This is a genomic window from Lactobacillus acidophilus, from assembly GCF_034298135.1.
Lineage (GTDB): Bacteria > Bacillota > Bacilli > Lactobacillales > Lactobacillaceae > Lactobacillus > Lactobacillus acidophilus.
In genome coordinates this window covers 1,192,335-1,217,482 of record NZ_CP139575.1, presented here as the reverse complement: position 1 = coordinate 1,217,482, position 25,148 = coordinate 1,192,335, and the positions used below count along the sequence as shown (strand labels likewise).

Here is a 25,148-nt window from a genome sequence, read left to right as displayed (position 1 = left end):
AGGTTATGAATTATGTTTAATTTCTTTAAGAAAAAGAATAAGGGTTTAGAAGTAGTTGCAGTAGTTGATGGCGATATTATGCCTATTACTGATGTAAAAGATGATGTTTTCTCAACTAAAATGTTAGGTGATGGTTTTGCCATTAAACCAAAAGACAGCCACATTTATGCTCCTGTTGATGGGACTATTACAACACTTTTCCCAACTAAGCACGCCATTGGTATTAAGACTGAAAAGGGATTAGAAATTTTGATCCACTTGGGACTTGATACAGTAGAATTAGAAGGTGCTCCGTTTACAGTAGACGTTAAACAAGGCGATCAAGTGAAGAAGGGACAACCTTTAGCTACAATGGATTTCGAATTGATCACGGATAAAGGATATGATGATAGTTGTATCGTAGTCTATACGAATATGGATATTGTTAAGTCAGTTACTCCGATTGAAAAGGGTGCTGTCGAACATTCCCAAACAGTACAAACCGTTGAATTTAATTAGTTGACTTTTCCCCTCTCTCAAAAAATATAGACTGGTTAAAAAATGGTTTTTAGCTTAGCTTCACGCAAGTGAAACTAAGCTTTTTTTGTTAAGATATATGTGATAGAGAAAGCGAGGGCGGATTATGAAGAGATATCGACCGAATACTAAAGCGGTTATTGTTGGAATTATCTTTATGCTTGTTGGAATTTTTTGCTGGGTGATTAAAGCCTCATTTATTCCTAAAGGTGCTGATTTCTTATTTCCACTAGGCTTATTATTAATCTGCATTGGTGGATTAACGCTTACAATCACAGCTTTTGTGGCCATGAGAAAGAATGATATGGCAATGAATGCTTATTTGAGAAAGCAAGATCAGGAAAGAAAAAAACTAGCAAAAGAAAAGAAATAATATAATATTTTGTTTTTTTAGTGAGGATAAGAGAATGAATTCCAAAGAAGTTTTTCAAAATGAACATGTAACAAGAAAATTTACTAATAGAAAAGTTCCAGAAAAAGCAATTGCTGAAATTGTTAAGCAAGCACAGCAATCACCATCGTTACTTAATTCCCAGCCTTGGCGTGCTTACGTTTTAATGGGGGATGCACTAGAAGAATTTAAGCAAGCTTCAATAAAAAATGATGAAGATGGTATAAAGCCACATGAAGACTTCGCTTCTATGCTATCTTTAGATTGGGACACTTTTCCAAGTAGCAATATGGCAACTATGGGTGCATCACAAAGTTTCTTTTTCAGAAATAAGCTACAATTGTTTTCTCATGCAAATAAAACAATGTTTAATGCACCAGCAATTATCTTTTTAACTATTCCCAGAAAGTCACCGGCCTGGTCTGTATTTGATTTAGGGATTTTTGCTCAAAGTATTATGCTGCTAGCCGTTAATAGAGGGTTAGGAATTATGCCAGCTCATTCAATGGTTTCTTATCCAGATTTAGTTAGAAAATATGCTGGTATTCCAGATGATGAATTTGTAGGTATGGCAATAGCAGTAGGTTACGTAGATAAAAATGCAGAGGTAAATGATCCTGTATATATTCCTAAGAGAGTACCCTTTGATAAAGTTTACAAGGTAAGTAAGTAGAAATCGTAAAAGCAAGCCTAATAAAATGCACTATTTTGCTCATAAATGGTAAAATGAAGTTTAGTAAATAATTTGTAAAAAAGGTGAGAAAATTTTGAGTCCAGCTCAAATAACAACTAATTTAGTTGCAACTATATTAATTTTTATTGTTGCTTCATTCTTTGTCGCTGCAGAGTTTGCTTTAGTACAAACAAGACCAAGTCAGCTTGAGGATATGCTGGCTAAAGGTCAAGGCAATAAAAAGAAATTACAGTGTGCGCTTAATATGACGCATAATTTGAATGAATATTTATCAACTACACAAGTTGGTACTACTCTTGTTGGAGTAGTATTAGGGTGGTTTTCTGCTGATACTTTTGCGGTTATTCTGGAAGATCTTTTTCATTTAACCCCAATGAGCCAATCACTTATTAAATCAGTGAGTGCAATTTTAGGTGTAATTTTGTTAACTTATTTAGAAGTGGTTTTAACAGAAGTTGTCCCTAAAAATATTGCAATTGATAAACCAGTAAGTATGATGATGGTAATTGTTACTCCGCTTCATGTTTTTCATACATTGGTTTATCCGTTTGTATGGCTGCTTAATACTAGTTCAAATGGTATTTTAAAGCTTTTAGGCTTTGATCCTGCTGATGAAGAAAATCAGGTTTATTCTCAGTCTGAAATTATTAAGCTATCTCGTAATGCGGTTCATGGTGGTTCTCTTGATAAAGAAGACTTAACTTATATGGAACGTGCCTTTGAATTAAATGACAAGGTAGCTAAGGACATTATGACTGACAGAACTAGATTGTCGGTACTTGATTCAACTGATTCAATTAAGTATGCTTTGAAAAAGTATCTTGAAGAAGGTTATAGTCGTTTTCCAGTTGTTCGTGATAACAATAAAGACGATGTAGTTGGATATGTTTATTCATACGATATTGTTCAGCAAAATCAAATTGATGGTTCTGTACCTGTAACTAGAATTATTAGAACAATTATTACCGTTCCAGAATCGATGCCAATTCAAGATATTTTGCATTTAATGATTTCTAAGCATACACCAATTGTTTTGGTGGTAGATGAATACGGTGGAACTAGTGGTATTGTAACCGATAAGGATATTTATGAAGAGCTATTTGGTTCCGTTAAAGATGAAATTGATGATGTTTCAGATGACTACATCATTAAGGATAAAGATGGAATCGTTCATGTTTCAGGTAAAACAACCTTATACGACTTTGAAAGATTTTTCCATACTGATTTAAAGGCTTTTCAAGATAGTGACATTATCACTATCGGCGGATATATGATGGAACATTATCCTAACCTTCAAAAGGATGAATCAATTGACTTAGAAGGTTATAAGTTTACGCTTGAAAGTATTGAACAAGGCTTTATGCGCTGGTTTATTGTTGAACCTATTAAAAAGAAAAAATCCGATCAATTAAAGGATGAAAAATAAGATTATTCTGAAAGAAGCGTCGATTTTGACGCTTTTTTTATGTAAAGATGTTATAATTTTTCTTATCTAGAAATGATGATTAAAAGTAATGAATTGAAGGGTAGACAAATGAGTAAAGGCGACAATATTAACGACATTATCGATCATAAGTTATTTTCTGAAAAAGATATTCATGAGATGTGCGTTCGCTTAGGTAAGCAATTGACCGAAGATTATGCAGGTAAAAAGCCATTAGTTGTTGGTGCATTAAAGGGCGCAATTTATTTCTTAACAGATTTAACTAGACAAATGGATGTAGCCCATCAATTAGACTTTCTTGATGTATCTAGCTATGGGGATGGCTTTGAATCAAGTGGTAAGATTAAAGTGGTTACAGATTTAGCTGCGGATGTGAAAGATCGTGACGTTTTAATCGTTGAAGACATTGTTGATACTGGCTTAACTTTGAAGTTTATGAAGGATTTAATTAAAGAGCGTGGTGCAAAGAGTGTTAAATGTTGTGCAATGCTTAATAAAGAAGCCCGTAGAAATGTCGATGTGGATGTTGACTATTTCGGTTCAGAAGTTGGTAATGAATTCGTAGTTGGTTATGGCCTAGACTTTTTAAATATGTATCGTAACTTACCATACGTTGGTGTATTAAAATCAGAAGTAATTCAAAAATATGTAAATAAGTAAAGAAAAAAGGAATCATTTGATTCCTTTTAATTTTGATTTTTCTTTTGCATATGATAATAAATAGGTAAGCCGATTAAGGTTAATCCTATTCCGATAAGCGATAACAAGAATTGATTGATAATTGTTGAAATAACGATAAAAAGGCCACCTAAAACGGAAATAATCGGAATAATTGGATACCAAGGTACTTTAAATGGACGACGTAGTTCTGGTTCGCGTTTTCTTAAAATTACTACTGCGATTGATAGCATAGTGTTAAAAGTCCACATGACAAAAACAAGCATATCAGTTAAAACAGTAAAGTTACCAAGTATAATCATAATGATGGCAATTGCATCAACGATTAAAGCTCCAGTAACTGGAACACCTGTATGGATATTGGCCTTACCGATTTTATTAGAAAATGGTAATAATCTATCTTGAGCTAGGATATATGGTGTACGCATCCCCGTTAGCATAAAGGCATTAGCTGCGCCATAAACTGAAATTAGAATACCAATGGTAATTAATTTTCCGCCAAATTGTCCAAATAATTTCATTGAGGCTTCAAAGGCTGCATTGTCGTTATTTACAAGCTGGTTAATTGGTAGAACAGTTAAAAATGTATAATTAATTAAAACATAGATTAGTGTTACAATTGATAATCCTGAAATAATGGCACGAGATAAGTCATTTTCAGGATTTTTTACTTCATTTGCGAGATTAGTAACAACAATCCATCCTTCGAATGCAAATAGGGCAGAGAGTAGACCTTGACTCAATGAACCGATGAGATCCTTGCTACTACCTACAGTCACTGGAAAAATTGGTGCGCTAACCTTATTTTGGTTGAATAGTCCCAAAACAATAATTAAGATTATTGGGATTATTTTTAAGATAGTAATAACTGATTGCATTTTACTAGAAAATTTAGTTCCAATTAAATTGATACTTAATAAAAATAAGACTAGTATAACTGCAATTAAGTTAGAATATTTAGCTTCGATTCCAAATAATGAAACAAATTGAACGCCAAAAATTGAGCTTAATGCACCAATTTGTGCGGGAAAATAAACAATCATTTGAGCCCAGCCAAATAAGAATCCCCAAACACGACCATAGGTATAGTCTAAATATTTAATAGCTCCGTTGATTTTAAGGCTGGCGGCAATTTCTGAAATTGTTAATCCTGATGCGATTGAAATAATCCCGGCAAGTACCCATACAAGTAGTGTCATCGAACTACTACCTGTTTGTGCAGTAATCGTACCAATTTTAAAGAAAACGCCAGCTCCAATTACAGAACCTACTACAGTGGCCAAAGCCTGACCAAAAGAAATCTGCCTTTTCACATATTTCACCTCGAAAAATAATGTTGAATTAATTTTAGCACATAGATCATCTAAGGTTGGTATGGAGCACTTTTTTGGTTAAAATAATAGTTAGGGGGAAAGGCTATGAAAAGATATCATCATAAATATACATTGCCAGCAATTTTGACTTTATTAATTTTGGCAATTGCTTTTCTTTTGATAGGCTTTTTTAATTTGAAAAAGCAAACAACTTTGCCGCCTAGCTCTAATTCAAGTGCAATTGGTATTCAACTTAATCAAGATGTCGATTATGTTGATTTGCATAAGTTACAGTCAAATGGTATCTCTTTTGTTTATTTAAAAGCTACGCAAGGTAGATCATATTTTGATGAAAATTATTTGTCATATCGTGATCAGATTTTGGGAACAAAACTTGCTTTTGGTAGTATGATCACTTATAGTAATGAATCTACGCCTTTGCAGCATTATCGCTATTTTTTTAGTCAGGTAGGGAATAATACTGGAAGTCTACCAATTTTGATTGAACCGATAAATAGTAGAAGCAAGAAATATTTAAGATCAATGGGACAATTCACTAGGATGTTGGAAAAACATGGTAAGAGTGTAATTATCAATATTGATTATAAATATCATAATTATTTCGATGCGCAGACTAAATTTATGTCTTCGGATGCAAAATCACCTAATAAATTGAAATATTCATTTTGGCGTTACACGACTAATGGACGGGTGAAAAATTTAGCAGGACTAGAAAAAGGCGTGACAATGTATTCGTATAATGGAACCGTTGGTCAGTATAAACAGAAATATGGGCAGTTAACACAATAATGTATCAAGAAAAAATAGAACAAGTTTTACAAAAAGAACATAAAACTAAACCTACTTTAATTCAAAAACAAACTTATGACGCTATTAAAAATGGTGCAAGTATAGTTGGTTTAGCTAAAACTGGAACTGGAAAGACTTTGGCATATGCCATTCCTAGCTTAGAAAAGATTCAAAAGGGCAGTGCTAATGGCGTTGTAATTATTGCACCTACTACTGAATTGGCTGTGCAAATTCGTCATGCAATTAATCCATATCTTCATGTGTTGGGTTTAAAGGGTGCTAGTTTAGTAGGCGCAGGAAACCGTAAAAGACAAGAAGATAACTTAAAGAAAAAGCATCCTGAAGTTATTGTGGCAACTCCAGGAAGATTCTTTGATTTCTTTTCAAGTGGTCGAATTAAGATTAATCAAATCAAGACTTTGATTATTGATGAAGCAGACGATATTTTGGAATTTACTAAGCTTGAATTATTGTCATCATTAGGTCAAAACTTGGGTCATGATAGTCAAGTTTTACTTTTCGGTGCAACTGATTCAGAAATTACTAAGGATGCCGAAGAAATATTTAATCGACATTTTCTTTTGGTTGATGTCAGAAATGAACAAGAATCAACTACTAAGCATTATTTTCTGCAAGTTGATAATCAACATAAAATTGAATTCTTACAAAGAATGACAAAATTAGATCATTTTAAAGGTATTCTTTTCTTTGATTCAAATAAAACGATGATGCGTTTTGCTGGAATTTTTGGGCATACTAAAACTAAGTTTGAACTACTAGCTAATGAATTTAGTAAACAAAGACGTGAAAAAGCTCTGAGTGACTTAGCTAGTGGCAAGACTAAGCTTCTTTTAGCTACAGATTTGGCTGCACGTGGGCTTGATATTCCAGGCGTAACATACGTGATTAATTTTGATATTCCTAGTGAGCAAAATACGTATATGCATCGCGCTGGTCGAACTGGAAGAATGAATGCGGAAGGATATGTTGTTACATTAGGTGATGATCATGATTTCCGTGATTTGAAAAAACTTTTAGCAGATCAAGTTGAAATTGAGCGAGCATACTTTGCCGGCTATCATTTAACAACGAAGAAGCCTAAAAATAAAAAAGATAAGAAAGATAAAGAAGATAAAAAGAAAATAACTGAACCTAAAAAGTCTGCTAAATCTAAGAAACGCAAGAAGCGAAATAAAAATAAGGGTTATCATCCACATTACTTGAAGGTGAAGAAATGAATCGATTAGTTAGATGGTTAGAAGATTATGTTTTACCTATAGCTAGTCGGTTGGGACGGATTAGATGGTTGGTAGCATTAAGGGATGCTTTTGTATCTTTGATGCCAATCACGATCGCGGGGTCATTGGCCGTTTTAATTAAGAGCTTAATAGAAGCAGCTCAAACTCATTTGAGCTGGACTACTTTTGCTTTTGCAATGCAGCCATTGGTTTCAATTAGTAATTTAGTATGGCGAGGTACATTTTCGCTATTTGCTTTTTTCTTTGCATTAGCGCTTGGCTATCAATTAGCTAAATCTTTTGAAGGAAATCGGCTAGCAGCGGCACTTGTTTCGCTGTCTTCATTTGCATTAAGTATTGCTAGTGTAGCTAAAATTAAATTTCATGGTGATAGCGTCACAATAAAAAATGCATTTGATATTAGCCAATTTTCAACTACTGGTCTATTTACAGCTATTTTATTTGGATCGATTGGTTTTGCAATATATTTGGCTTGTTATAAGGCTAGAATAATGCTTCATTTATCCGCTAATATGCCACATGCAGAGCAAGCCGCTTTTGATTCACTAATTCCAGCAATGATTGCAATTTTTGGTGTAGGTGGTGTTAATTATCTGTTCCAAACTTTAACAGGTGAGTATTTTGGCACTTGGTTACTAAATAGTATTCAACTTCCTTTGGTTAAATGGGGGCAAGGCCTTGGTACTGTGCTTTTGGTTACGTTGCTTGTTCAGGTATTTTGGTTCTTTGGAATTAATGGACTTGGAGTTTTATCACCAATTCTTGATTCAATTTGGCTAACTGCACAAAACGGTAATATTACTGCGATTAAGAATGGTCATGTTCCCCCTTATGTTTGGGTACGTGGCTCATTTGACGTATTTGCATGGTTTGGAGGCGCCGGTGGTACATTAATGTTGATTGTTGCAATATTGATTTTTTCAAAAAGAAGTGACTACCGTACAATTGCCAAAATTGCCTTAGCGCCAGGAATTTTTAATATTGGAGAACCAATTTTGTTGGGCTTACCTGTAGTGTTAAATCCAGTTTATTTGATTCCATTTTTGTTAACGCCTGTAGTTAACGTGGCATTTTCATATTGGGTAAGCATCATGGGATTGGTTAATCCGGTTCAAGTAGCCGTGCCAAGTGTAATGCCGCCAATTATTGGACCGTTTTTAGCATGTAATTATGATTGGCGAGCAATTGTTTTAAGTATTATAAATATGTTAATAGCACTTGCTATTTGGACTCCTTTTGTAATTGCGGCTGATAAAATTGCCAATAATAATCCTAAGAAATTTTTTATGACTCAATTCTAAAAAAAGATTAACTATTAGCTCAAAGTTTGGTAAAGTTAATCTTAGGTTTGACCCCGTAGTTCATCTGGATAGAACAATGGTCTCCTAAACCGTAGAGGTGAGTTCGAATCTCACCGGGGTCATAATGAAAAAAGATATTCAATGTTTTCAAAACATTGAATATCTTTTTTAGTTAGCCCAACGGATTGAGCATTATAAACGTAATAAGTCCCCAAACTACAAATACACATATTAGAGCGGTATAGAGTAAGTATTTTCTGGTTTTAGGTGCTTTCGACTTATCTAAACCGAATACTAAGCAAAAGCAGCCGATAACAATGATTAATGCTGTTGTAACTAAAAGTAATAAACTTAAATTCATTTTTTATCCAACTTTCGTAACATTTAATTTTATTAAAGCACATAATTTTGATGCAAGATAGGGTTAAATCGGTTATAGTTAAGTTTAGTTATCGGAGGAAACTTATGAACAAGATTAAAGTAATGACTGTTTTTGGTACCCGACCAGAAGCAATCAAGATGGCACCACTTGTTTTAAAATTAAAGCAAGATGAACGTTTTGAAGAAGTTACGGTTGTTTCAGCGCAGCACCGTGAGATGCTTGATCAGGTACTCGATATTTTTAAAATTAAGCCAGACTATGACTTTAACATCATGCATAAAAACCAGACTTTGGAAGAAATTACTTCTAAAGTGATGATTGATTTGGCTAAAGTAATTAAGAAAGAAAAGCCTGATATTGTTTTAGTTCATGGCGATACTACAACTAGTTTTGCGGCAGGACTTGCCACCTTTTATGAACAAACAACTCTGGGGCACGTAGAAGCCGGTCTTCGTACTTGGAATAAATATTCACCGTTCCCTGAAGAGATGAATCGTCAAATGACTGATGACTTGGCAGACTTATATTTTGCTCCAACTGAAGTGTCCAAGGCAAATTTATTAAAAGAAAACCATCCAGCAGATAATATTTTTGTTACAGGTAATACAGCTATCGATGCGCTTCATGAAACTGTTCAAAAAGATTATCATCACGATGTTTTAGATGAAATTAAACCGGGAAATAAAGTTATCTTGGTGACAATGCATAGACGAGAAAATCAGGGCGAACCTATGCGTCGCGTATTTAAAGTCATGCGTCAGGTAATCGATAGCCATGATGATGTAGAAATTATTTATCCAGTCCATTTATCACCAAAAGTACAACAAGTAGCAAATGAGGTACTCGGAGGTGATCCACGTATTCACTTGATTGAACCGCTTGATGTGGTTGATTTTCATAATTTAGCTAAGCGGAGCTACTTCATTATGACTGATTCTGGTGGCGTTCAAGAAGAAGCACCAAGTCTTGGTAAACCGGTACTTGTGCTTAGAGATACTACTGAACGTCCAGAAGGCGTTAAGGCTGGCACCTTGAAATTAGTGGGCACCGAAGTAGATAAGGTAAGAGAAAGTATGCTTGAACTGCTTGAAAATAAAGAAGCATATGACAAGATGGCTAATGCCAAGAATCCATATGGAGATGGTCATGCCAGCGATCGAATCATGAATGCAATTTATTACTACTTCAATAGAGATACCGTAATCAAACCTAAAGATTTTGAATAAAAAAGAAGCGACTTATTTGTCGCTTCTTTTATTTTTTTGTTCTTGAATGCGCATTTTTGCGCGTTCGATCATAGTGTGTTCTTGCTTTTGAAATACGGATCTAGTAGTAAGGTAGTTGAAAACGCCGACTAGTACTTGGTCTATAATCTTGACAAGTAAAGCATTTAAATGAAGCCAGGATAGACCAACAAGCATAATTAAGGTATCAGGAATCAGACTAATTACACGATACGTAAAAAAGACAATTAACTTATGCCAAGTACTGTGATCATGATCGACATTATTAATAAAAACGGCTTTTTGATTAAAATAAAAAGAGGCTAAATTTGACACAATGAAAGCAATGGTATTAGAAATAACCATTACATTATGCCACCATGAGTGTAAAATCATGAACACAACTGTGTTAATAAGCGCTGCAATAAAACCGAAAATCATGTATACCCATAAATTTCGGTGTCGTTTGAGTAATTTTTGACCTAATTTACGAATTTGAGCTTGATCGGTAGCAGTAATTTCTTTTTTATTTTTAGTCATTTAGCTTATCGGCCATTTCCTTTGCGGCGTTATCGATCAAATCGATAGCGTCATCATCTGGAGCATTTTCGATAGTTACAGGTTTAGTAATTTCAGTTGCATGACAATCCAAAAACGCTTTTTCAAAATCAAAAACATTCTCACAGTAATGTTCTCCGTATGTTTTGTCGCCTGAGCCCATTACCGCAAAATATTTACCGCTAAGATCTAATTTCTTTAATTCTTCGTAAAAATCCGCAAGTTCATCAGTCATTGCACCTTCACCATAAGTATAAGTAATGAAAATACAAATATCACTGTCTAAATAATCGCTTGCGTCAGTGAAACCAACATCACTAGTTTCAACATCGAAACCATAATCTTGAAGATCTTCTTCTAATATATCTGCCATATCTTCATCGTTACCAGTCATACTGGCATAGACAATTCTTGCTTTCATGATTTTTCATACCTTTCACTGCATTATACGACACCCTATTATACATGAAACCGTGAATTTTTCTCTCAGTTTTGATAAACTTTTAAAAATATTCATTAAAACGTTATAATAATAGGGAGAATAATTATAAAGGAGAAATTATTTTGATTACAATTAAATCAATTCGTGAACTTAAAGGTATGCAAGCTTCAGGCCATCTTCTTGCAACAATGTTTGAAGGCTTACGTGATGTTATCAAACCAGGAATTTCAACTTGGGAAATTGAAGAATTTTGTCAAGATTTTGTTAAAAGTCGTGGTGGTCGTCTTTCAGAACAAGGTTTTGAAGGCTACAAATATGGTACTTGTATTTCAGTTAATGATGAAATTGCTCACCAAACCCCAAGAAAAGATCGTATCTTAAAGGAGGGCGACATCGTTAAGGTTGATGTTACTTGCAACTTGAATGGCTATGAATCAGATTCTTGTACTACTTACCCAGTAGGTAAAATTTCAGAAGCTGATAAGAAGTTGATTGAAGTAACTAAGAAGGCAATGTATCTTGGAATCGATCAAGCTGTTTTGGGTAACCGTATTGGTGACATTGGTGCTGCAATTCAACATTATGTTGAAGTAGAAAATCATTATGGTGACGTTCGTGAATTAATTGGTCATGGTATTCAACCTTCAATTCACGAAGATCCGGAAGTTCCTCACTGGGGTAAAGCTGGTCATGGTCTTCGTCTTCGTGAAGGTATGACTATTACTTGTGAACCAATGGTAGAAGCTGGTGGAGACTGGCATATTGATCAAAGAACAGTTGATGATCCAAACGATGATTGGGTATATTACGCAACTCCAGATGGTTCAAATGCTGCACAGTTTGAACATACTTTTGCTATTACTAAAGATGGTCCTAAGATTTTAACTTTACAACGTCCTTATGATGGCTTAGAAAAGTACATCCCACACTTTGATGAAATGGATGACTAGGTTTTTTAATGGAGAAAAAAGAAAATCAACTAAAGAATAAATTTGTTCAATTCATTCTTACGTTGCGAACAACTCTTTCACAAGGAGAAATATTCGATAGTTCGATTATAATTGCCTATTACATTTTATTTTCTATTTTTCCAATTATCATTATTATTGGAAATGTATTACCTTTATTCCATATTGATACTGCACCAATTGCTAAGTACCTTAATATCGTTTTTCCTGATCAGGTGTCTAGTTTTATAATGCCTATTGTTAATTCCCTTTTAAAAACAACTTCAACGGGTTATATGTCTTTTGGTATTGTGCTTGCAATTTGGTCGTTCTCTAATTTAGTAAATGCAATTCGTTTAGGCGAAAATCGATTGTATGGTGTGCATCAGATCGAGTTAAGGTTATCAATTATTAATTTTATTTGGACAAGAGTTATTACTGTGGTATTTACTGCATTAATGATTATTATCTTTACTTTTGCAAGTATTGTCTTGGTATTTGGCCAACAGGTATTAAATTTCTTAAAGCCGATTACTAATTTACCTGTAGAAGAAATTAGTCGAGTCTTTAGTTATCGTTATCCGGTTGTATTGTTAATGATGGTTTTGGCGGTCTTTTACTTAAATTATGTATTACCAAACATCAAACTAAAAAAACGAGTAGTTTGGCCAGGTGTATTTGCAACAGTTATTGGTTGGCTGGCGTTATCATTTTTATTTAGTTTTTATCTCCATCATTTTCCAATTACATGGGAAAACTATGGTATTGTGGGGACATTTATTATCTTCATGCTTTGGCTTAATATAGCTGCATTTTTATTTCTTTTTGGAGTGGCAGTTAATGCGGCTATTATCCATAACCGAGTAGGAGAGTTAGAGTATTCTGCTGGTCGAATTGCTAACTATATTCAAAACAAAAGAAAAAAACAAAGTAGATGAGAATCTAAAAATTTGCTATTATGATCTTAAATATAAGTTGAAAAAGAAAGTGTATATATATGAAAGTAAGAAAAGCTATTATTCCTGCAGCTGGGTTAGGTACTAGATTCTTACCTGCAACTAAAGCTTTGCCAAAAGAAATGTTACCAATTGTTGATAAGCCAACAATTCAATTTATTGTTGAAGAAGCTAAAAAATCTGGAATTGAAGATATCCTGATTATTATTGGTAAAAATAAGCGCCCAATTGAAGACCATTTTGATGCAAATCCTGAACTAGAACAGGATTTGAAGGAAAAAGGGAAAGATGAACTTCTTGAATTAACTCAGGGAATTACTAATTTGGGTGTTAACTTATATTACACTAGACAACCTCATCCAGCAGGCCTTGGAGATGCAATTTATCGTGCCCGTAGTTTTGTTGGAGATGAACCTTTTGTAGTTATGCTTGGTGATGATTTGATGGACGACAAAGTTCCATTAACTAAGCAATTAATTGATCGATACAACAAGACTCATGCCTCAACTATTGCTGTTATGCCAGTACCACATGAAGAAGTATCAAAATATGGTGTTATCGAACCAGAAAATGAAATTTTACCTGGTTTAATTAACGTTAAGTCATTTGTCGAAAAACCAGATGTTGACAAGGCACCAAGTGACTATGCAATTATTGGCCGCTATTTGTTAATGCCTGAAATTTTTGAAATTTTAGCAAATCAAAAACCAGGTCGTGGTGGAGAAATCCAATTAACTGATGCCATTGATACAATGAATAAGACTCAACGTGTATTTGCCCATGTCTTTAAGGGTGAACGTCATGATGTTGGTAACAAAGAAGGATATCTTGAAACTTCAATTGAATATGGTTTAAAGCATCCAGAAATTAAAGATCAATTGCGTGAATATATTCAACGCTTAGGCAAAAAATTTGAAGCTGAAGATAAGCGAAAAAATAAATAATTAGTTAAATTATTGAAAGGCTACGCATTTGCGTAGTCTTTTTATATAATCCTTAATATTTTTTTGTTATTATCATATTTGTCAAAATTTACATATGTAGAGGGATATTATGAAAGATATTTATATTGTCGCTGCTAAAAGAACCCCTTTTGGCAAATACCGTGGTTTTTTTAAAGACGCTTCTGCAGTTGATATGGGAGTAATGGCACTTAAAGGAACTTTAAAAGCAAGTGGAATTAATCCTGAAGATGTGCAAGCTTTATTTATGGGAAATGTTTTAGAAACAGGACTTGGTGAAAATATGGCTCGTCAAGTTGCTCTTTATTCGGGAATGAAGGAAAGCTCTGCTGCAGTTACAATTAATGAAGTTTGTGGATCGAGTTTAAAGGCCGTCCGACTCGCACAAGGTCAAATGGAGATGGGAGATCTTGATTTAGTAGCCGTTGGTGGAAGCGAGAGTATGACTCGTGCACCATATTTTATCAATAAAGAAGATAAAGATAATCCAGAGAAGATGACCAGTACAATGCTTAATGACGGTCTAATGGATGCTTTTTCAGGTAAGCACATGGGAATTACTGCAGAAAATGTTGCAGAAAAATATAATGTTTCGCGTGAAGAAATGGATAAATTTAGTTTAGCATCACATCAAAAGGCTGCTAAAGCTACTGAAGCTGGTTTGTTAAAAAATGAAATTTTGGATGTTGAGATTGATGGTCAAGTATTGGATCACGATGAACCAATTCGTCCAGGCACTAGCTTAGAAGCATTGGGTAATTTGAAGCCAGTATTTAAAGAAGATGGTCAAGTAACAGCCGGAAATGCTTCACCTCTTACTGACGGTGCCAGCATGGTGATTTTGGCTACTAAAGAAAAGATGGAAGAATTAGATTTAACTCCTGTTGCTAAATTAGGTGATTTTGCGGAAGCCGGTTTTGATCCTGCATATATGGGATATACCCCTTACTTTGCTGTAAAGAAGCTATTAGCCAAAACTGGTCGTTCAATTAATGACTATGATCTAATTGAATTAAATGAAGCTTTTGCAGCACAAAGTATTCCAGTTGCACGAGACTTAGAAATTCCGATGGATAAGTTAAATATCATGGGAGGAGCAATTTCTCTTGGTCACCCATTAGGTGCGACGGGTACTCGTTTGATTAGTACAGCAGTTAATGGATTGAAAAATAATGATGGCAAGTTGGCTTTAGTCACTCTATGTATTGGTGGTGGTCAAGCAATTGCTTATGAAATCGAGAACGTGTAATGAAGTTTTATCAATTAAAGCCTGAACAAAGACGAGAACTTTTACAAGCTGAAGGAATTAAATTAGAAAAAATTAATGAAGAAGTGCTTAATCGCTTAGATGAATTAAGTGAAAATGTGATTGGCCAATTGCGCTTACCATTAGGTGTTGTTCAACAATTACATGTGAATGGTCGTGAATTCTGGGTGCCAATGGCAGTGGAAGAGCCGTCGGTTGTAGCTGCTGCTAATCATGGTGCAAGTATTTTTGCCAAAAATGGTGGAATTTTTGCACAAAGCATGCGGACAGGAATTTATGGTCAAATTGTTTTAAAAGTAAATGATGAGTTCTCTTTGTCTAATTTAAATAATAAAATTCCAAAATTAATTGATTTAGCTAATCAGGAATTTGTTAGTTTAATTAAACATGGTGGCGGAACTAGAACTATCTCTGCTGATCAAAAAGAAAATCTAGTTTATCTTAAGGTATTGGTTGATCCTGCAGAAGCAATGGGAGCCAATAAAACTAATTCAATTCTGGAATTTTTGGGAAGAAAGTTAAAACAATTTGCAGGTGTAGAAGAAAAACTTTTTGCTATTTTGTCGAACTATCCTAGTCAATTAACTAAGGCAAAAGTAAAAATAGATCCAAATACAATTGGTGGTTTGAAAGTTGCTGAAAGAGTTGCACTATTAAGTAAAATTGGCTATGAAAACGTGTATCGTGCAGTTACTAATAACAAAGGAATTATGAACGGCGTGGATGCTGTTTTGCTAGCTACTGGCAATGATTATCGTGCAATTGAAAGTGCAGCTGCAGTACTGGCAAATCAAGATGGACATTATCGTAGTTTGTCTAAATGGACAATGGAAAATAACATGTTAATAGGCGAATTGACTTTGCCAATGGCAATTGGCGTTGTCGGTGGTTCGATTAAAGCACGAAAAGATGTCCAACAAAGTTTTGCAATTTTAGGGAAAAATGTTGATAGTAAAACTTTGGGTGAAATTATAGTTGGAATTGGGTTAGCTAATAATTTAGCTGCTTTATTAGCTATTTCGACTGTAGGCATTCAAGCAGGTCACATGAAACTCCAAGCTCGTAATTTTGTTGCTGAACTTAATGCAAGTGAGCGGGAAAAAAAGCAGGTTTTGGGTAGAATGATTGAGGAAAAGAAGTATTCTGAAAGCCATGCTAGAGAAATTTTACAAGAAATTAGAGAGGGTAATTAAATGCAAGTAGGAATTGATAAGATTGGACTTTTTACACCAAATAAATATGTAGATATGGTGGACCTAGCACATGCTAGAAATCAAGATCCCAATAAGTTTTTAATTGGGATTGGTCAAAGTGAAATGAGTGTAGCCGATCAAACTCAAGACGCAGTTTCAATGGGAATTAACGCTACAATGAAATATATTGACCGCATTGATAAAGATAAGGTTGGGTTGCTCGTTTTAGGTACAGAAAGTGGAATCGATCAATCAAAATCTGCGTCATTATTTGTAAAAACTGCTTTAAAATTAAAGCCTGAAGTTAGAACTTTTGAAGTTAAGGAAGCTTGCTTTGGGCTAACTGCGGCTGTAATGATTGCTAGAGACTTTGTTAGAGTTCATCCTGATCAAACTGCAATTGTAATTGGTAGTGATATTGCACGTTATGGTGTTAATACTGGGGGCGAAGTAACGCAAGGCGCTGGTAGTGTAAGTATGTTAATTAAGGCAGATCCAAAGATCCTTGCTTTAAATGATGGTCATAGTGCATATAGTGAAGATATTAATGATTTCTGGCGTCCCAATGCTTCTCGTGTTGCTATGGTTGATGGTAAATATTCCACTCAAGTATATTTAGACTTCTTTAAGAAGACTTTCAATGATTACAAGAAGCAAAAAAACTTAGAAACTAGTGCTTTTGATGCCATTGTTTACCATTTGCCGTTTACTAAGATGGGACTTAAGGCAAATAGAATTGCAGTTGAGGATCAAGATCAAGCTGTAACAGAAAACTTAGAAACTAGTTTTGAAGCTTCTAAGCAATTGTCTCGTCGTGTAGGTAATATTTATACTGCTTCTTTATACATGAGCTTACTTAGTTTATTAGAAAATGGTAATTTAGCAGCAGGATCATTAATAGGTTTATTCTCTTATGGTTCAGGGGCTATGGGTGAATTTTACAGCGGTAGTTTAGTTGAAGGCTATGAAAAAGAAATAGATCAAATTAAGGATCAAGCAATGCTTGATCACCGTAAGAAGTTAACTATTTCAGAGTATGAAGATGTCTTCAATACTGCATTAGAAGATCCAGAAGATGGTGTAGTACTGGAAAGTGATGATAAAGAAGGTACTTGGTATTTTGCCGGTACGCAAGGCCATGTTCGTCAATACAAAGTTAAATAAAGCAAAAATGAGTTTGGATTTTTCCAAACTCATTTTACATTAGTACGGCGGTTCTGGAATCTTCTCTGATTTGTAAGCCAAAAAGAGGTATTTCTTGTTCATTTACTTTAACTCTTAAAGGGATGCCACGACCGTGGATATGAGCTACTAATTTAATTAATTTATTTTTGGTCATCGCAATTTTACCCGGGTAGAGAAGACATTTATCGTTTTCAATAGTCAATTTACCCCAAGGTAAAATTTGTTCATTGATTTTAAGATAAAACTTAGTATTAGTATTTAAATCATTAATAAGTTGTAATAAGTCTGTTAAACGCATTTTTAAGTATAATAAACATTGGTAATAATTAATTTTTAGCACGTGTGTTCTAGCTATCTTGTTAATTATATCAAACGCATGTTTTAAAAATAAAGGAATAAGAATTAGTATTTAAGAATATTGGAAGTGCAAAATGAAGAAAAAAGTATTACTATCATTGATTACAGGTGCAGGTATTGGTCTAATTGCAGCTGGAGAGTATTTTTTTAAATATGCCATGACACCTTATAAGAAAAAGCCAGATTCTAAAAAAATATCACCTAAAGATTCGCTATATCGTGAAAAATTATGGTTTAAAAATTTTCCCAAACAGGAATGGCATTTGAATACTAATAATTTAACTTTATGTGCTCAATATTTAGATCATCATTCCAATAAAACTGTAATTTTATTGCATGGTTTCATGAGTGATAGCGATAGTATGGGGGGTTTTGCCAAGATGTTTTATGATTTTGGCTATAATGTACTTTTACCTGATGCACGTGCTCAGGGCAAAAGTGAAGGCCAATATATTGGCTATGGCTGGGTTGAAAAAGAAGATATTGCTAAATGGATTAATGAAATAATTCAAAAAAATGGAGCAGATTCGAAGATTGTAATAATGGGTCAAAGTATGGGCGGTGCTACAATCATGATGGTCAGTGGGATGAAATTACCAAAGCAAGTTAAAGCTTTTATTGAAGATTGTGGTTATAGTAATGTAAAAGAAGAAATAAAATACCAAGCAGGTAATTTATTTAGCATTCCCAAGATAATTCAAACACCTTTGATTGAAACTGTTAGTGGTATTAATAAATTGAAAAACGGTTTTTTCTTAGGCAAAGCTTCATCGGCTAATCAATTAAGTAAAAATAACCGGCCATTTTTATTTATTCATGGTGGCAAGGATCATTTTGTCCCTACTAAAATGGCTTATGAAAACTATCAGGCAAGTAATGGTCCAAAGGAAATATGGATCGCTCCATTAGCTGGGCATGCCTTGTCATATCCGATGTATAAAACAGAATATCGCAAACAAATAAAAGCTTTTTTAGATAAATATGTTCATTAATGTTGCAAGCGGTTACATAAGCGGATATAATAAATATTGTGGACGAGGTAGAAATAAAATTAACAAAATATGTAAGTTTTTATCTCCAGAATTGTATTATTGGAAACTTAAAAGATTCTCTATATGTAGAGGTGTCAGCCATAAATCATTTAGTTATATTCAAATTATCAGTGGCTGTTCGCAAAAAAATCCAATTCATTAAAAAGTTACGTTTTATGTAAAGACCCGAACAAGTGAATGTTAATATTGGTTGCGATGATGCCATTGTTTTAAGTACATACCAAACAACTAAAAATCGTGACTATCAAATTGATGAGCTACCTGATCCACTTGATTAGCAACTGCTATTAGACAGAATTGTCTAGCAGTTGCTTTTTTTGATAAATAAAAGAACTGGAATATTCCAGTTCTTTGCTTAATATTTTATTTACGTAAAACTAACTTAGCGATTGCTTCACAACGTGGTGTTTGAGGTAACATATCAACATTTTGGATTACGCGAACATCGTATGCTTCGCTGAGCAAGACTAAATCTTGAGCAAGTGTTGATGGATTACATGAGATATATACAAAAGTTTGTGGTTTAACACGTAAAATTGTTTTGATAAGACTCTTAGCTAAACCAGTTCTTGGTGGATCTACGATTAATGCATCAATTGGTACACCATTATTTTGCAATTCTGGCAAAATCTTTTCAGTGCTGCCTTGAATGTAATTGGCATTTTTAATATGGTTAAGTTTAACATTATGTTCAGCGTCTTTTACTGCTTCAGGAATAGTTTCAATTCCGATTACTTGTTTAACGCGATCAGCTGCTAGGATACCAAGGGTACCCACGCCACTATATGCATCAATTAAAGTTTGGTCAGGTGAAAGGTCTAAGTACTTTAATGCTTCTGAATAAAGGTTAACTGTTTGGACAGGGTTAAGTTGGAAGAATGCCCGAGGTGATAAAGCAAACTTCTTGTCTAAAATTTCTTCTGTGATTTGATTTTTACCCAGAAGTTTTTCTGTCTTATTTCCCCAAACTTGAGGATTTTGCCATTCAGTTTCATTTTGGTAAACACTCACAACATGATCTAACTTCATGATTTCTTTAGCAAGTGGCATTAAATTTTTGATTTTGTGGTCAATGGTAATCAAAGTAACTTGAATTTCTTTAGTTGCTTCAGATTGACGAACAACCACAGTTTTAATACCTGGTAAGTGGCGACGATAGTTGGCAATAGGAACATGAAGTTTATCAATTAAAACTTTAATTTCACGTTCTACTTTTTGTGTATCTTCACTTTGAGTAGGCATTTTTGGTAAATCAATCAAACGGTGTGAATTTGGAGCAAAAAGACCTAACTTAGTCTTACCATGCAAATTCTCAATTTGATATTGGGCTTTATTACGGTAATGCCATGGATTTGGGGCGGGAATAGTTTTCTTAACTTTGTATTTTGCATAACCCCGTGGATGATATTTTTTAAGAGACTCAAGTACGTTATTCCGCTTAAATTCAAGTTGCTTATCATAAGATAAATGAGCTAGCTCTAGTCCGCCAATTTCTGGATCTACACCTTCTGGGAAGTCAACACGGTCTGGACTCTTTTCTTTGATACGAACAAGTTCACCTTGGATATAGTGAGGATAATCTTTAATAATTTTAGCTACAACTACTTCATCAGGTAGTGCACCCGGAATAAAGATGATCTTCTTTTTATAGTAACCAATTCCTTCACCGTTAATACCTAAACGTTTAACGGTAATAATGACATTTTTTTCGTTTTTTTGTTTATTTTTAGTAAATTTTCTATTCATTACCTTATTCTTTCTACTATAAACTAATTACATTGTTATTAATTGTACTACGTGAAAAAAGTTCTTAGCAAGGATTTAAAAAATTTGCTAGCATGTAACTGAGAAACTTTGCGAGGTGAATTTTAATGCTGATAACTAAAATTAGTGCACAACGACGACAAGGTCGTTATAATATCTTTTTGGATAACAAATATGCTTTTTCTGCTAGCGAAAAGACCGTTGCAGAGTTTGTTCTTTTAAAAGGAAAAGAATTAAATGCTGAAGAAGTTGAAGAAATTAGACAATTTGATGCTGATGCTAAAGCTAGTGATCTTGCAGCGCATTATTTGAGTTACGAACCTCGAACTATCTTTGAAGTATTGCAATATTTAAAAAAGCATGATATTTCAGATGAGGCAGCGAATAATGCTGTAGGTCAGCTGAATGAATTAGGATATTTGGATGATGTGCAATATGCTAAATTGTTTATTAAAAATGATTTGCAAATTGGAACAGACGGTCCTAAAAATTTATTGCGTAAATTAACTCAAAAAGGTGTAGATCCAGCGATTGGTCAAAATGAACTTACTGAAGTTAGTGATGCTGATTGGATCTTAGTTGGAAATCGAATTGTTAAATCACTGCTTAATCAAATAGGTAAAATATCAAGACGAGAGTTAGAGCGGAAAATGAGGACTAAGCTCTTGACGCATGGTTTTAATAGCGAAATTAGTAATGAAGTTATTTCTGCTTTAGAAATTGAAGAGGATGAAGATATCCAAAATGAAGCTTTAAGAAAACAAGGGATTAAAGCCTATAAACGTTTTCGTCGTTTTGATGAAGCTGAGCGTAAGTTTAAAATAAAAAAGTATTTGTATGGTCATGGCTTTTCATCCAGTGAGATTGACGCATTTTTAAATGGTGAAATAATTGATCTAGATGAGTTAGCTGAATATTAAGGAGAAAAAATGAAAAAGAATATCAAGAAGAAATTATTTGTCGGTCGTCCATTTCCAGATGCAATGATGGATGAACAAAAAAGTTTTACAGAAGTTAATCAACAAATGGAAAATGATGAAGTTTTCCAAAAATTTTTAGCAGATAATAATTTGGAAAACAAGCGTACAGTAATGGTTGTTTTCGGGCCTGAAAACTTCATGTATTGGTATGGCGTTTTAGTTGATGATATTGAAGTGCCTACAGGTTTAATGAAATTTGAATTACCTAAAGCAGAAGTAGCAGAAATAGAACAAGAAAATCAAAATTTGGTATTCTTTAATTTACCATTAAATGGTACTATGCCTGAATTTATCCATAAAATAGTTTCAGAGGGTATTGAAGTTTACCAAAATATCGGTGATAGCGAGACTCCATATGTTACCTGGGATCTTGATATGGATACAAAAAAACTGACCCAAGATTTATACTTAAAAGTCAGTGAATAAATTTAATGCTGTTTAGGATCTATAGATAAGTTATCGTATTCGACATAAGCTCCAAGACAAGTTGACACAAACATAATCAATAGTACAAATCCAATTGAGTTGCCTACTATTTGATCTAAAGTTAATGCCCAGCGAACTAAGTAAGTTGAAGCAAAACAAAGAATAAAATCCAAAACGATATTAGCAAATAATAAAAAGTAACGACGACGGATACTGAAAAAACGTAAAAGTTGTTTCAATAAACCATCGTTAGTCTGCATTGCTAACAAGTCAACTGGACGCTGAATAGTTGCTTTTACTGCAAACATAATAATTGAGCCAACTAATGCACCAATGATTGTGCGATATAGTTCAGCTGAATGTAGTACCAGCGCATTGTAGCCTATTCCTATGATTAATAAGCTGCATACATATGGAATAAGTAATAAAAATGTAAAAACAAGCAAGACATGGCTTTTTTTCATTGGTCTTACCTCCTATAGTCTTATGTGCTATTTTAACATAATGATAATTGCTCTATGCTATAATAATTTTATTTAGATGCTTTTTAAGAAAGAGAGTAAAAAAATGAGTAGTGATCCTGGAGCAGGGAATCTTTTTGATCGCTTGAAGAATCGTTTATCCGGTGAGAAAAAAGAAAAGTCTAAAGATCATTTGGAAAAAGAAATCATCAATCTACATGATAATCATAAGATTGATGATACGGAATTTTCAATGTTAGAAGGAATTTTAGACTTTCAAGGTAAAACAGCGCGTGAAGTAATGGTTCCGCGCACAGATGCATTTATGGTTGATGCCGACGTTAGTTTTCAGGATAATTTGAATGAAATCTTGCGAGAACCATATTCAAGAATTCCGGTATATAAAAAAAGATAAAGATAAAATTGTGGGCATTATTCACATTCGAAGTGTACTGCGTAAAGCTAGAGAAAAAGGTTTTAAGAATCTAGATTATGAAGACGTAATGACTGAGCCTTTGTTTGCACCAGAAACCGCCGAATTAGGTGACTTACTTATCGAAATGCAACAAACGCAGCGACAATTAGCAATTTTAGTAGATGAATATGGCGGAGTTACAGGGCTAGCTACAATTGAAGATTTAATCGAAGAAATTGTAGGGGATATCGATGACGAAGTAGATCATACAGAAGTTTTGTACAATCAAATTGCACCTAATAAATATATTATTTATGGGAAAATGCCCTTAGATGATTTTAATGAGCAATTTGGTACAGATCTTAAAATGGAAGATGTTGATACAGTAGCAGGATATGTCATTAATACTTTAAAAGTAATTCCGGCAAAAGGTGAAAAATTAACTGTCGATATTGGCAATGATATGACTTTGACAACTAGAAGAATGAAGGGGTCAAGATTGCTTACTGTTTTGTTATCAATAAATAAGAAAAAGGAAGAAGATATAAAAGACTAATGGATAAAGAGTTAGCAGAGAAAGTTGAAAAAAGAAGAACGTTTGCAATTATTTCTCACCCAGACGCAGGTAAGACTACTATTACTGAGCAGATGCTGTTGTTTGGTGGGGTGATTCGTAAGGCAGGTACTGTTAAAGCACGTAAAACTGGTAATTTTGCTACAAGTGACTGGATGGAAATTGAAAAAAAGCGTGGTATTTCAGTAACAAGTTCTGTTATGCAGTTTGAATACAAAGGTAAACGTATTAATATTTTGGATACACCAGGACACCAAGATTTCTCTGAAGATACATATCGTACTTTGATGGCCGTTGACTCAGCAGTCATGGTTATTGATTCAGCCAAAGGTATCGAGCCGCAAACTAAGAAATTATTTAAGGTTGTAAAACAACGTGGTATTCCAATTTTTACGTTCATGAATAAGCTTGACCGTGATGGTCGTCCACCACTAGATTTAATTGCAGAACTTGAAGATTTACTTGGCATTGAAGGTGTAGCGATGAACTGGCCAATCGGCTCAGGTCAAACTTTGAAGGGGTTATATGACATTGCCAATAATCGGGTAGAACTTTATCGTAAAGATGGTGAAGATAGATTTTTACCATTAAATGATGATGGTACATTGCCTGATAGTGAAGCGCTTAGTCAAGATCCACAATTTAAAGATACTCTTGATGAAATTGAATTAATTAAAGAAGCTGGTAACAAATTTAATCGTGAAAAGATCGCAATGGGTGATCAAACCCCTGTCTTCTTTGGTTCAGCTTTAACTAACTTTGGTGTTGAAACTTTCTTAAATAGTTTTGTTGATTTGGCACCAGCTCCAGAAAGTCATACTGTCAATGAAGATGAAGAATTAAGCCCTGAAGATCCAGAATTTTCTGGTTTTGTATTTAAGATTCAAGCTAACATGAATCCTAACCACCGTGATCGTATTGCTTTTGTACGTATTGGTAGTGGTGAATTTAAAAAGGGTCTGGATGTAACTTTAGCTAGAACAGGTAAACCAATTCGTTTGAATAATGCAACCGAATTTATGTCTAGTGAACGTGTGCAAGTCTCTGACGCAGTTGCAGGAGATATTGTTGGGCTTTACGATACTGGGAATTTTCAAATAGGTGACAGTATTTATTCTGGAAAACGAAAGATTGTTTATCCAGCTCTTCCAGAATTTACTCCTGAATTGTTTATGCGAGTAACTGCTAAGAACGTAATGAAGCAGAAGTCATTCCATAAGGGGATGAATCAGCTGGTACAAGAAGGTGCTATTCAGCTTTATCGTAATTACCAAACTGATGAATACATTTTGGGTGCAGTAGGTCAATTGCAATTTGAAGTTTTCCAGTTTAGAATGAAAAACGAATATAATTCTGAAGTTGAGATGAACAGCATTGGTCACCGTGTTGCACGCTGGATTGATCCTGAACAGCTTGATCCACAAATGTCTAATAGTCGAAACTTACTTGTGAAAGATCGTTATGGTAATCCTTTGTTCTTATTTGAAAATGAATTTGCAGAGCGTTTCTTCCGTGATAAGTATCCAGATATAAAATTGACAGAAAAATTATAATCAATAAAAAAGTAGGGCTAAGATTTAATCTAGCCCTACTTTTTT

26 protein-coding genes, 1 tRNA gene and 1 pseudogene are annotated in these 25,148 nt (G+C 34.1%); 21 read left to right on the top strand and 7 right to left on the bottom strand.

The annotated features are described in order from the left end of the window. Nucleotides 1-12: 12 nt before the first annotated feature. From SO785_RS05585 to hpt, 5 genes are all read left to right on the top strand, one after another. A complete protein-coding gene (locus tag SO785_RS05585; protein ID WP_003546424.1) occupies nt 13-498 on the top strand; it encodes a PTS sugar transporter subunit IIA in 486 nt (161 codons plus the stop codon). Between the two features lie 124 nt (nt 499-622). After that, nucleotides 623-889 (top strand): hypothetical protein, encoded by a 267-nt coding sequence (locus SO785_RS05580; RefSeq protein ID WP_003546427.1) that lies wholly within the window; start codon nt 623-625, stop codon nt 887-889. Between the two features lie 34 nt (nt 890-923). Further along, a complete protein-coding gene (locus tag SO785_RS05575) occupies nt 924-1,580 on the top strand; it encodes a nitroreductase (protein WP_021874047.1) in 657 nt (218 codons plus the stop codon). Nucleotides 1,581-1,674: 94 nt separating this feature from the next. Continuing rightward, a complete protein-coding gene (locus SO785_RS05570; protein WP_003546431.1) occupies nt 1,675-3,027 on the top strand; it encodes a hemolysin family protein in 1,353 nt (450 codons plus the stop codon). A gap of 108 nt (nt 3,028-3,135) precedes the next feature. Then, nucleotides 3,136-3,705 carry a hypoxanthine phosphoribosyltransferase gene (hpt, locus tag SO785_RS05565; RefSeq protein ID WP_011254205.1) on the top strand — a complete coding sequence of 190 codons (570 nt, stop codon included), beginning with the start codon at nt 3,136-3,138 and terminating at the stop codon, nt 3,703-3,705. A 26-nt stretch (nt 3,706-3,731) separates the two neighbouring features. On the opposite strand, the gene SO785_RS05560 is transcribed toward hpt, so the two are convergent. Continuing rightward, nucleotides 3,732-5,036 (bottom strand): APC family permease, encoded by a 1,305-nt coding sequence (locus SO785_RS05560; RefSeq protein ID WP_011254206.1) that lies wholly within the window; start codon nt 5,034-5,036, stop codon nt 3,732-3,734. Nucleotides 5,037-5,141: 105 nt separating this feature from the next. On the opposite strand from SO785_RS05560, the gene SO785_RS05555 reads away from it, so the two are divergent. From SO785_RS05555 to SO785_RS05540, 4 genes are all read left to right on the top strand, one after another. Further along, complete coding sequence (locus tag SO785_RS05555; protein WP_003546437.1) at nt 5,142-5,846, top strand: GH25 family lysozyme; 705 nt, start codon at nt 5,142-5,144, stop codon at nt 5,844-5,846. Then, nucleotides 5,846-7,084, top strand: a complete 1,239-nt coding sequence (locus SO785_RS05550) for a DEAD/DEAH box helicase (protein WP_003546440.1) — start codon at nt 5,846-5,848, stop codon at nt 7,082-7,084. Before SO785_RS05555 ends, SO785_RS05550 begins: the two co-directional genes overlap by 1 nt. Continuing rightward, nucleotides 7,081-8,406, top strand: coding sequence for a PTS sugar transporter subunit IIC (locus SO785_RS05545; protein ID WP_021874048.1), 1,326 nt, complete (start codon nt 7,081-7,083; stop codon nt 8,404-8,406). Before SO785_RS05550 ends, SO785_RS05545 begins: the two co-directional genes overlap by 4 nt. Before the next feature lie 49 nt (nt 8,407-8,455). Then, nucleotides 8,456-8,528: transfer RNA gene (locus SO785_RS05540), tRNA-Arg, on the top strand. 50 nt (nt 8,529-8,578) lie between these two features. On the opposite strand, the gene SO785_RS05535 is transcribed toward SO785_RS05540, so the two are convergent. After that, complete coding sequence (locus tag SO785_RS05535; RefSeq protein ID WP_021721293.1) at nt 8,579-8,767, bottom strand: hypothetical protein; 189 nt, start codon at nt 8,765-8,767, stop codon at nt 8,579-8,581. A 104-nt stretch (nt 8,768-8,871) separates the two neighbouring features. Between SO785_RS05535 and wecB the strand changes: the two genes are divergently transcribed. Further along, entirely contained in the window at nt 8,872-10,014 is a 1,143-nt protein-coding gene (gene wecB / locus SO785_RS05530; RefSeq protein WP_011254207.1) for a non-hydrolyzing UDP-N-acetylglucosamine 2-epimerase, read from the top strand. A 12-nt stretch (nt 10,015-10,026) separates the two neighbouring features. Here the strand turns inward: wecB and SO785_RS05525 are convergent, their stop codons facing one another. Further along, complete coding sequence (locus SO785_RS05525; protein WP_003546446.1) at nt 10,027-10,551, bottom strand: GtrA family protein; 525 nt, start codon at nt 10,549-10,551, stop codon at nt 10,027-10,029. Continuing rightward, complete coding sequence (locus SO785_RS05520) at nt 10,544-10,990, bottom strand: flavodoxin domain-containing protein (RefSeq protein WP_003546448.1); 447 nt, start codon at nt 10,988-10,990, stop codon at nt 10,544-10,546. Before SO785_RS05520 ends, SO785_RS05525 begins: the two co-directional genes overlap by 8 nt. Before the next feature lie 143 nt (nt 10,991-11,133). Between SO785_RS05520 and map the strand changes: the two genes are divergently transcribed. The 6 genes from map to SO785_RS05490 all read left to right on the top strand — a co-directional run bounded on the left by map (nt 11,134) and on the right by SO785_RS05490 (nt 17,500). Continuing rightward, entirely contained in the window at nt 11,134-11,961 is an 828-nt protein-coding gene (gene map / locus SO785_RS05515; protein WP_011254208.1) for a type I methionyl aminopeptidase, read from the top strand. Nucleotides 11,962-11,969: 8 nt separating this feature from the next. Then, nucleotides 11,970-12,896, top strand: a complete 927-nt coding sequence (locus tag SO785_RS05510; RefSeq protein ID WP_003546451.1) for a YihY/virulence factor BrkB family protein — start codon at nt 11,970-11,972, stop codon at nt 12,894-12,896. Between the two features lie 59 nt (nt 12,897-12,955). Beyond that, nucleotides 12,956-13,858, top strand: a complete 903-nt coding sequence (gene galU, locus SO785_RS05505) for a UTP--glucose-1-phosphate uridylyltransferase GalU (protein WP_003546456.1) — start codon at nt 12,956-12,958, stop codon at nt 13,856-13,858. Between the two features lie 109 nt (nt 13,859-13,967). Next, entirely contained in the window at nt 13,968-15,125 is a 1,158-nt protein-coding gene (locus SO785_RS05500; RefSeq protein ID WP_003546457.1) for a thiolase family protein, read from the top strand. Continuing rightward, nucleotides 15,125-16,336, top strand: a complete 1,212-nt coding sequence (locus tag SO785_RS05495) for a hydroxymethylglutaryl-CoA reductase (protein ID WP_021874049.1) — start codon at nt 15,125-15,127, stop codon at nt 16,334-16,336. Before SO785_RS05500 ends, SO785_RS05495 begins: the two co-directional genes overlap by 1 nt. Next, entirely contained in the window at nt 16,337-17,500 is a 1,164-nt protein-coding gene (locus SO785_RS05490) for a hydroxymethylglutaryl-CoA synthase (RefSeq protein WP_003546460.1), read from the top strand. It abuts the gene before it with no gap. Between the two features lie 34 nt (nt 17,501-17,534). Here SO785_RS05490 and SO785_RS05485 read toward each other — a convergent pair whose 3' ends face one another. Then, nucleotides 17,535-17,819 carry a hypothetical protein gene (locus tag SO785_RS05485; RefSeq protein ID WP_003546463.1) on the bottom strand — a complete coding sequence of 95 codons (285 nt, stop codon included), beginning with the start codon at nt 17,817-17,819 and terminating at the stop codon, nt 17,535-17,537. A 133-nt stretch (nt 17,820-17,952) separates the two neighbouring features. Here SO785_RS05485 and SO785_RS05480 point away from each other — a divergent pair, with 133 nt between their 5' ends. Next, the gene (locus SO785_RS05480) at nt 17,953-18,870 is read left to right on the top strand and encodes an alpha/beta hydrolase (RefSeq protein ID WP_003546465.1); all 918 of its coding nucleotides are present in this window, start codon (nt 17,953-17,955) and stop codon (nt 18,868-18,870) included. Nucleotides 18,871-19,293: 423 nt separating this feature from the next. Here the strand turns inward: SO785_RS05480 and rlmD are convergent, their stop codons facing one another. After that, entirely contained in the window at nt 19,294-20,676 is a 1,383-nt protein-coding gene (gene rlmD, locus SO785_RS05475) for a 23S rRNA (uracil(1939)-C(5))-methyltransferase RlmD (protein ID WP_003546467.1), read from the bottom strand. Between the two features lie 125 nt (nt 20,677-20,801). Between rlmD and recX the strand changes: the two genes are divergently transcribed. Both recX and SO785_RS05465 read left to right on the top strand, forming a co-directional pair. Next, on the top strand, nt 20,802-21,614 hold the full coding sequence (gene recX / locus SO785_RS05470) for a recombination regulator RecX (RefSeq protein ID WP_003546469.1): 813 nt from the start codon (nt 20,802-20,804) through the stop codon (nt 21,612-21,614). 9 nt (nt 21,615-21,623) lie between these two features. Beyond that, nucleotides 21,624-22,100, top strand: a complete 477-nt coding sequence (locus SO785_RS05465; RefSeq protein ID WP_011254210.1) for a hypothetical protein — start codon at nt 21,624-21,626, stop codon at nt 22,098-22,100. Nucleotides 22,101-22,102: 2 nt separating this feature from the next. On the opposite strand, the gene SO785_RS05460 is transcribed toward SO785_RS05465, so the two are convergent. Then, nucleotides 22,103-22,564, bottom strand: a complete 462-nt coding sequence (locus SO785_RS05460; protein ID WP_003546471.1) for a hypothetical protein — start codon at nt 22,562-22,564, stop codon at nt 22,103-22,105. A 103-nt stretch (nt 22,565-22,667) separates the two neighbouring features. Here SO785_RS05460 and SO785_RS05455 point away from each other — a divergent pair. Continuing rightward, nucleotides 22,668-23,532, top strand: a pseudogene (locus SO785_RS05455) (hemolysin family protein). After that, complete coding sequence (locus SO785_RS05450) at nt 23,532-25,103, top strand: peptide chain release factor 3 (RefSeq protein ID WP_003546473.1); 1,572 nt, start codon at nt 23,532-23,534, stop codon at nt 25,101-25,103. Before SO785_RS05455 ends, SO785_RS05450 begins: the two are co-directional and overlap by 1 nt. Nucleotides 25,104-25,148 lie beyond the last annotated feature (45 nt).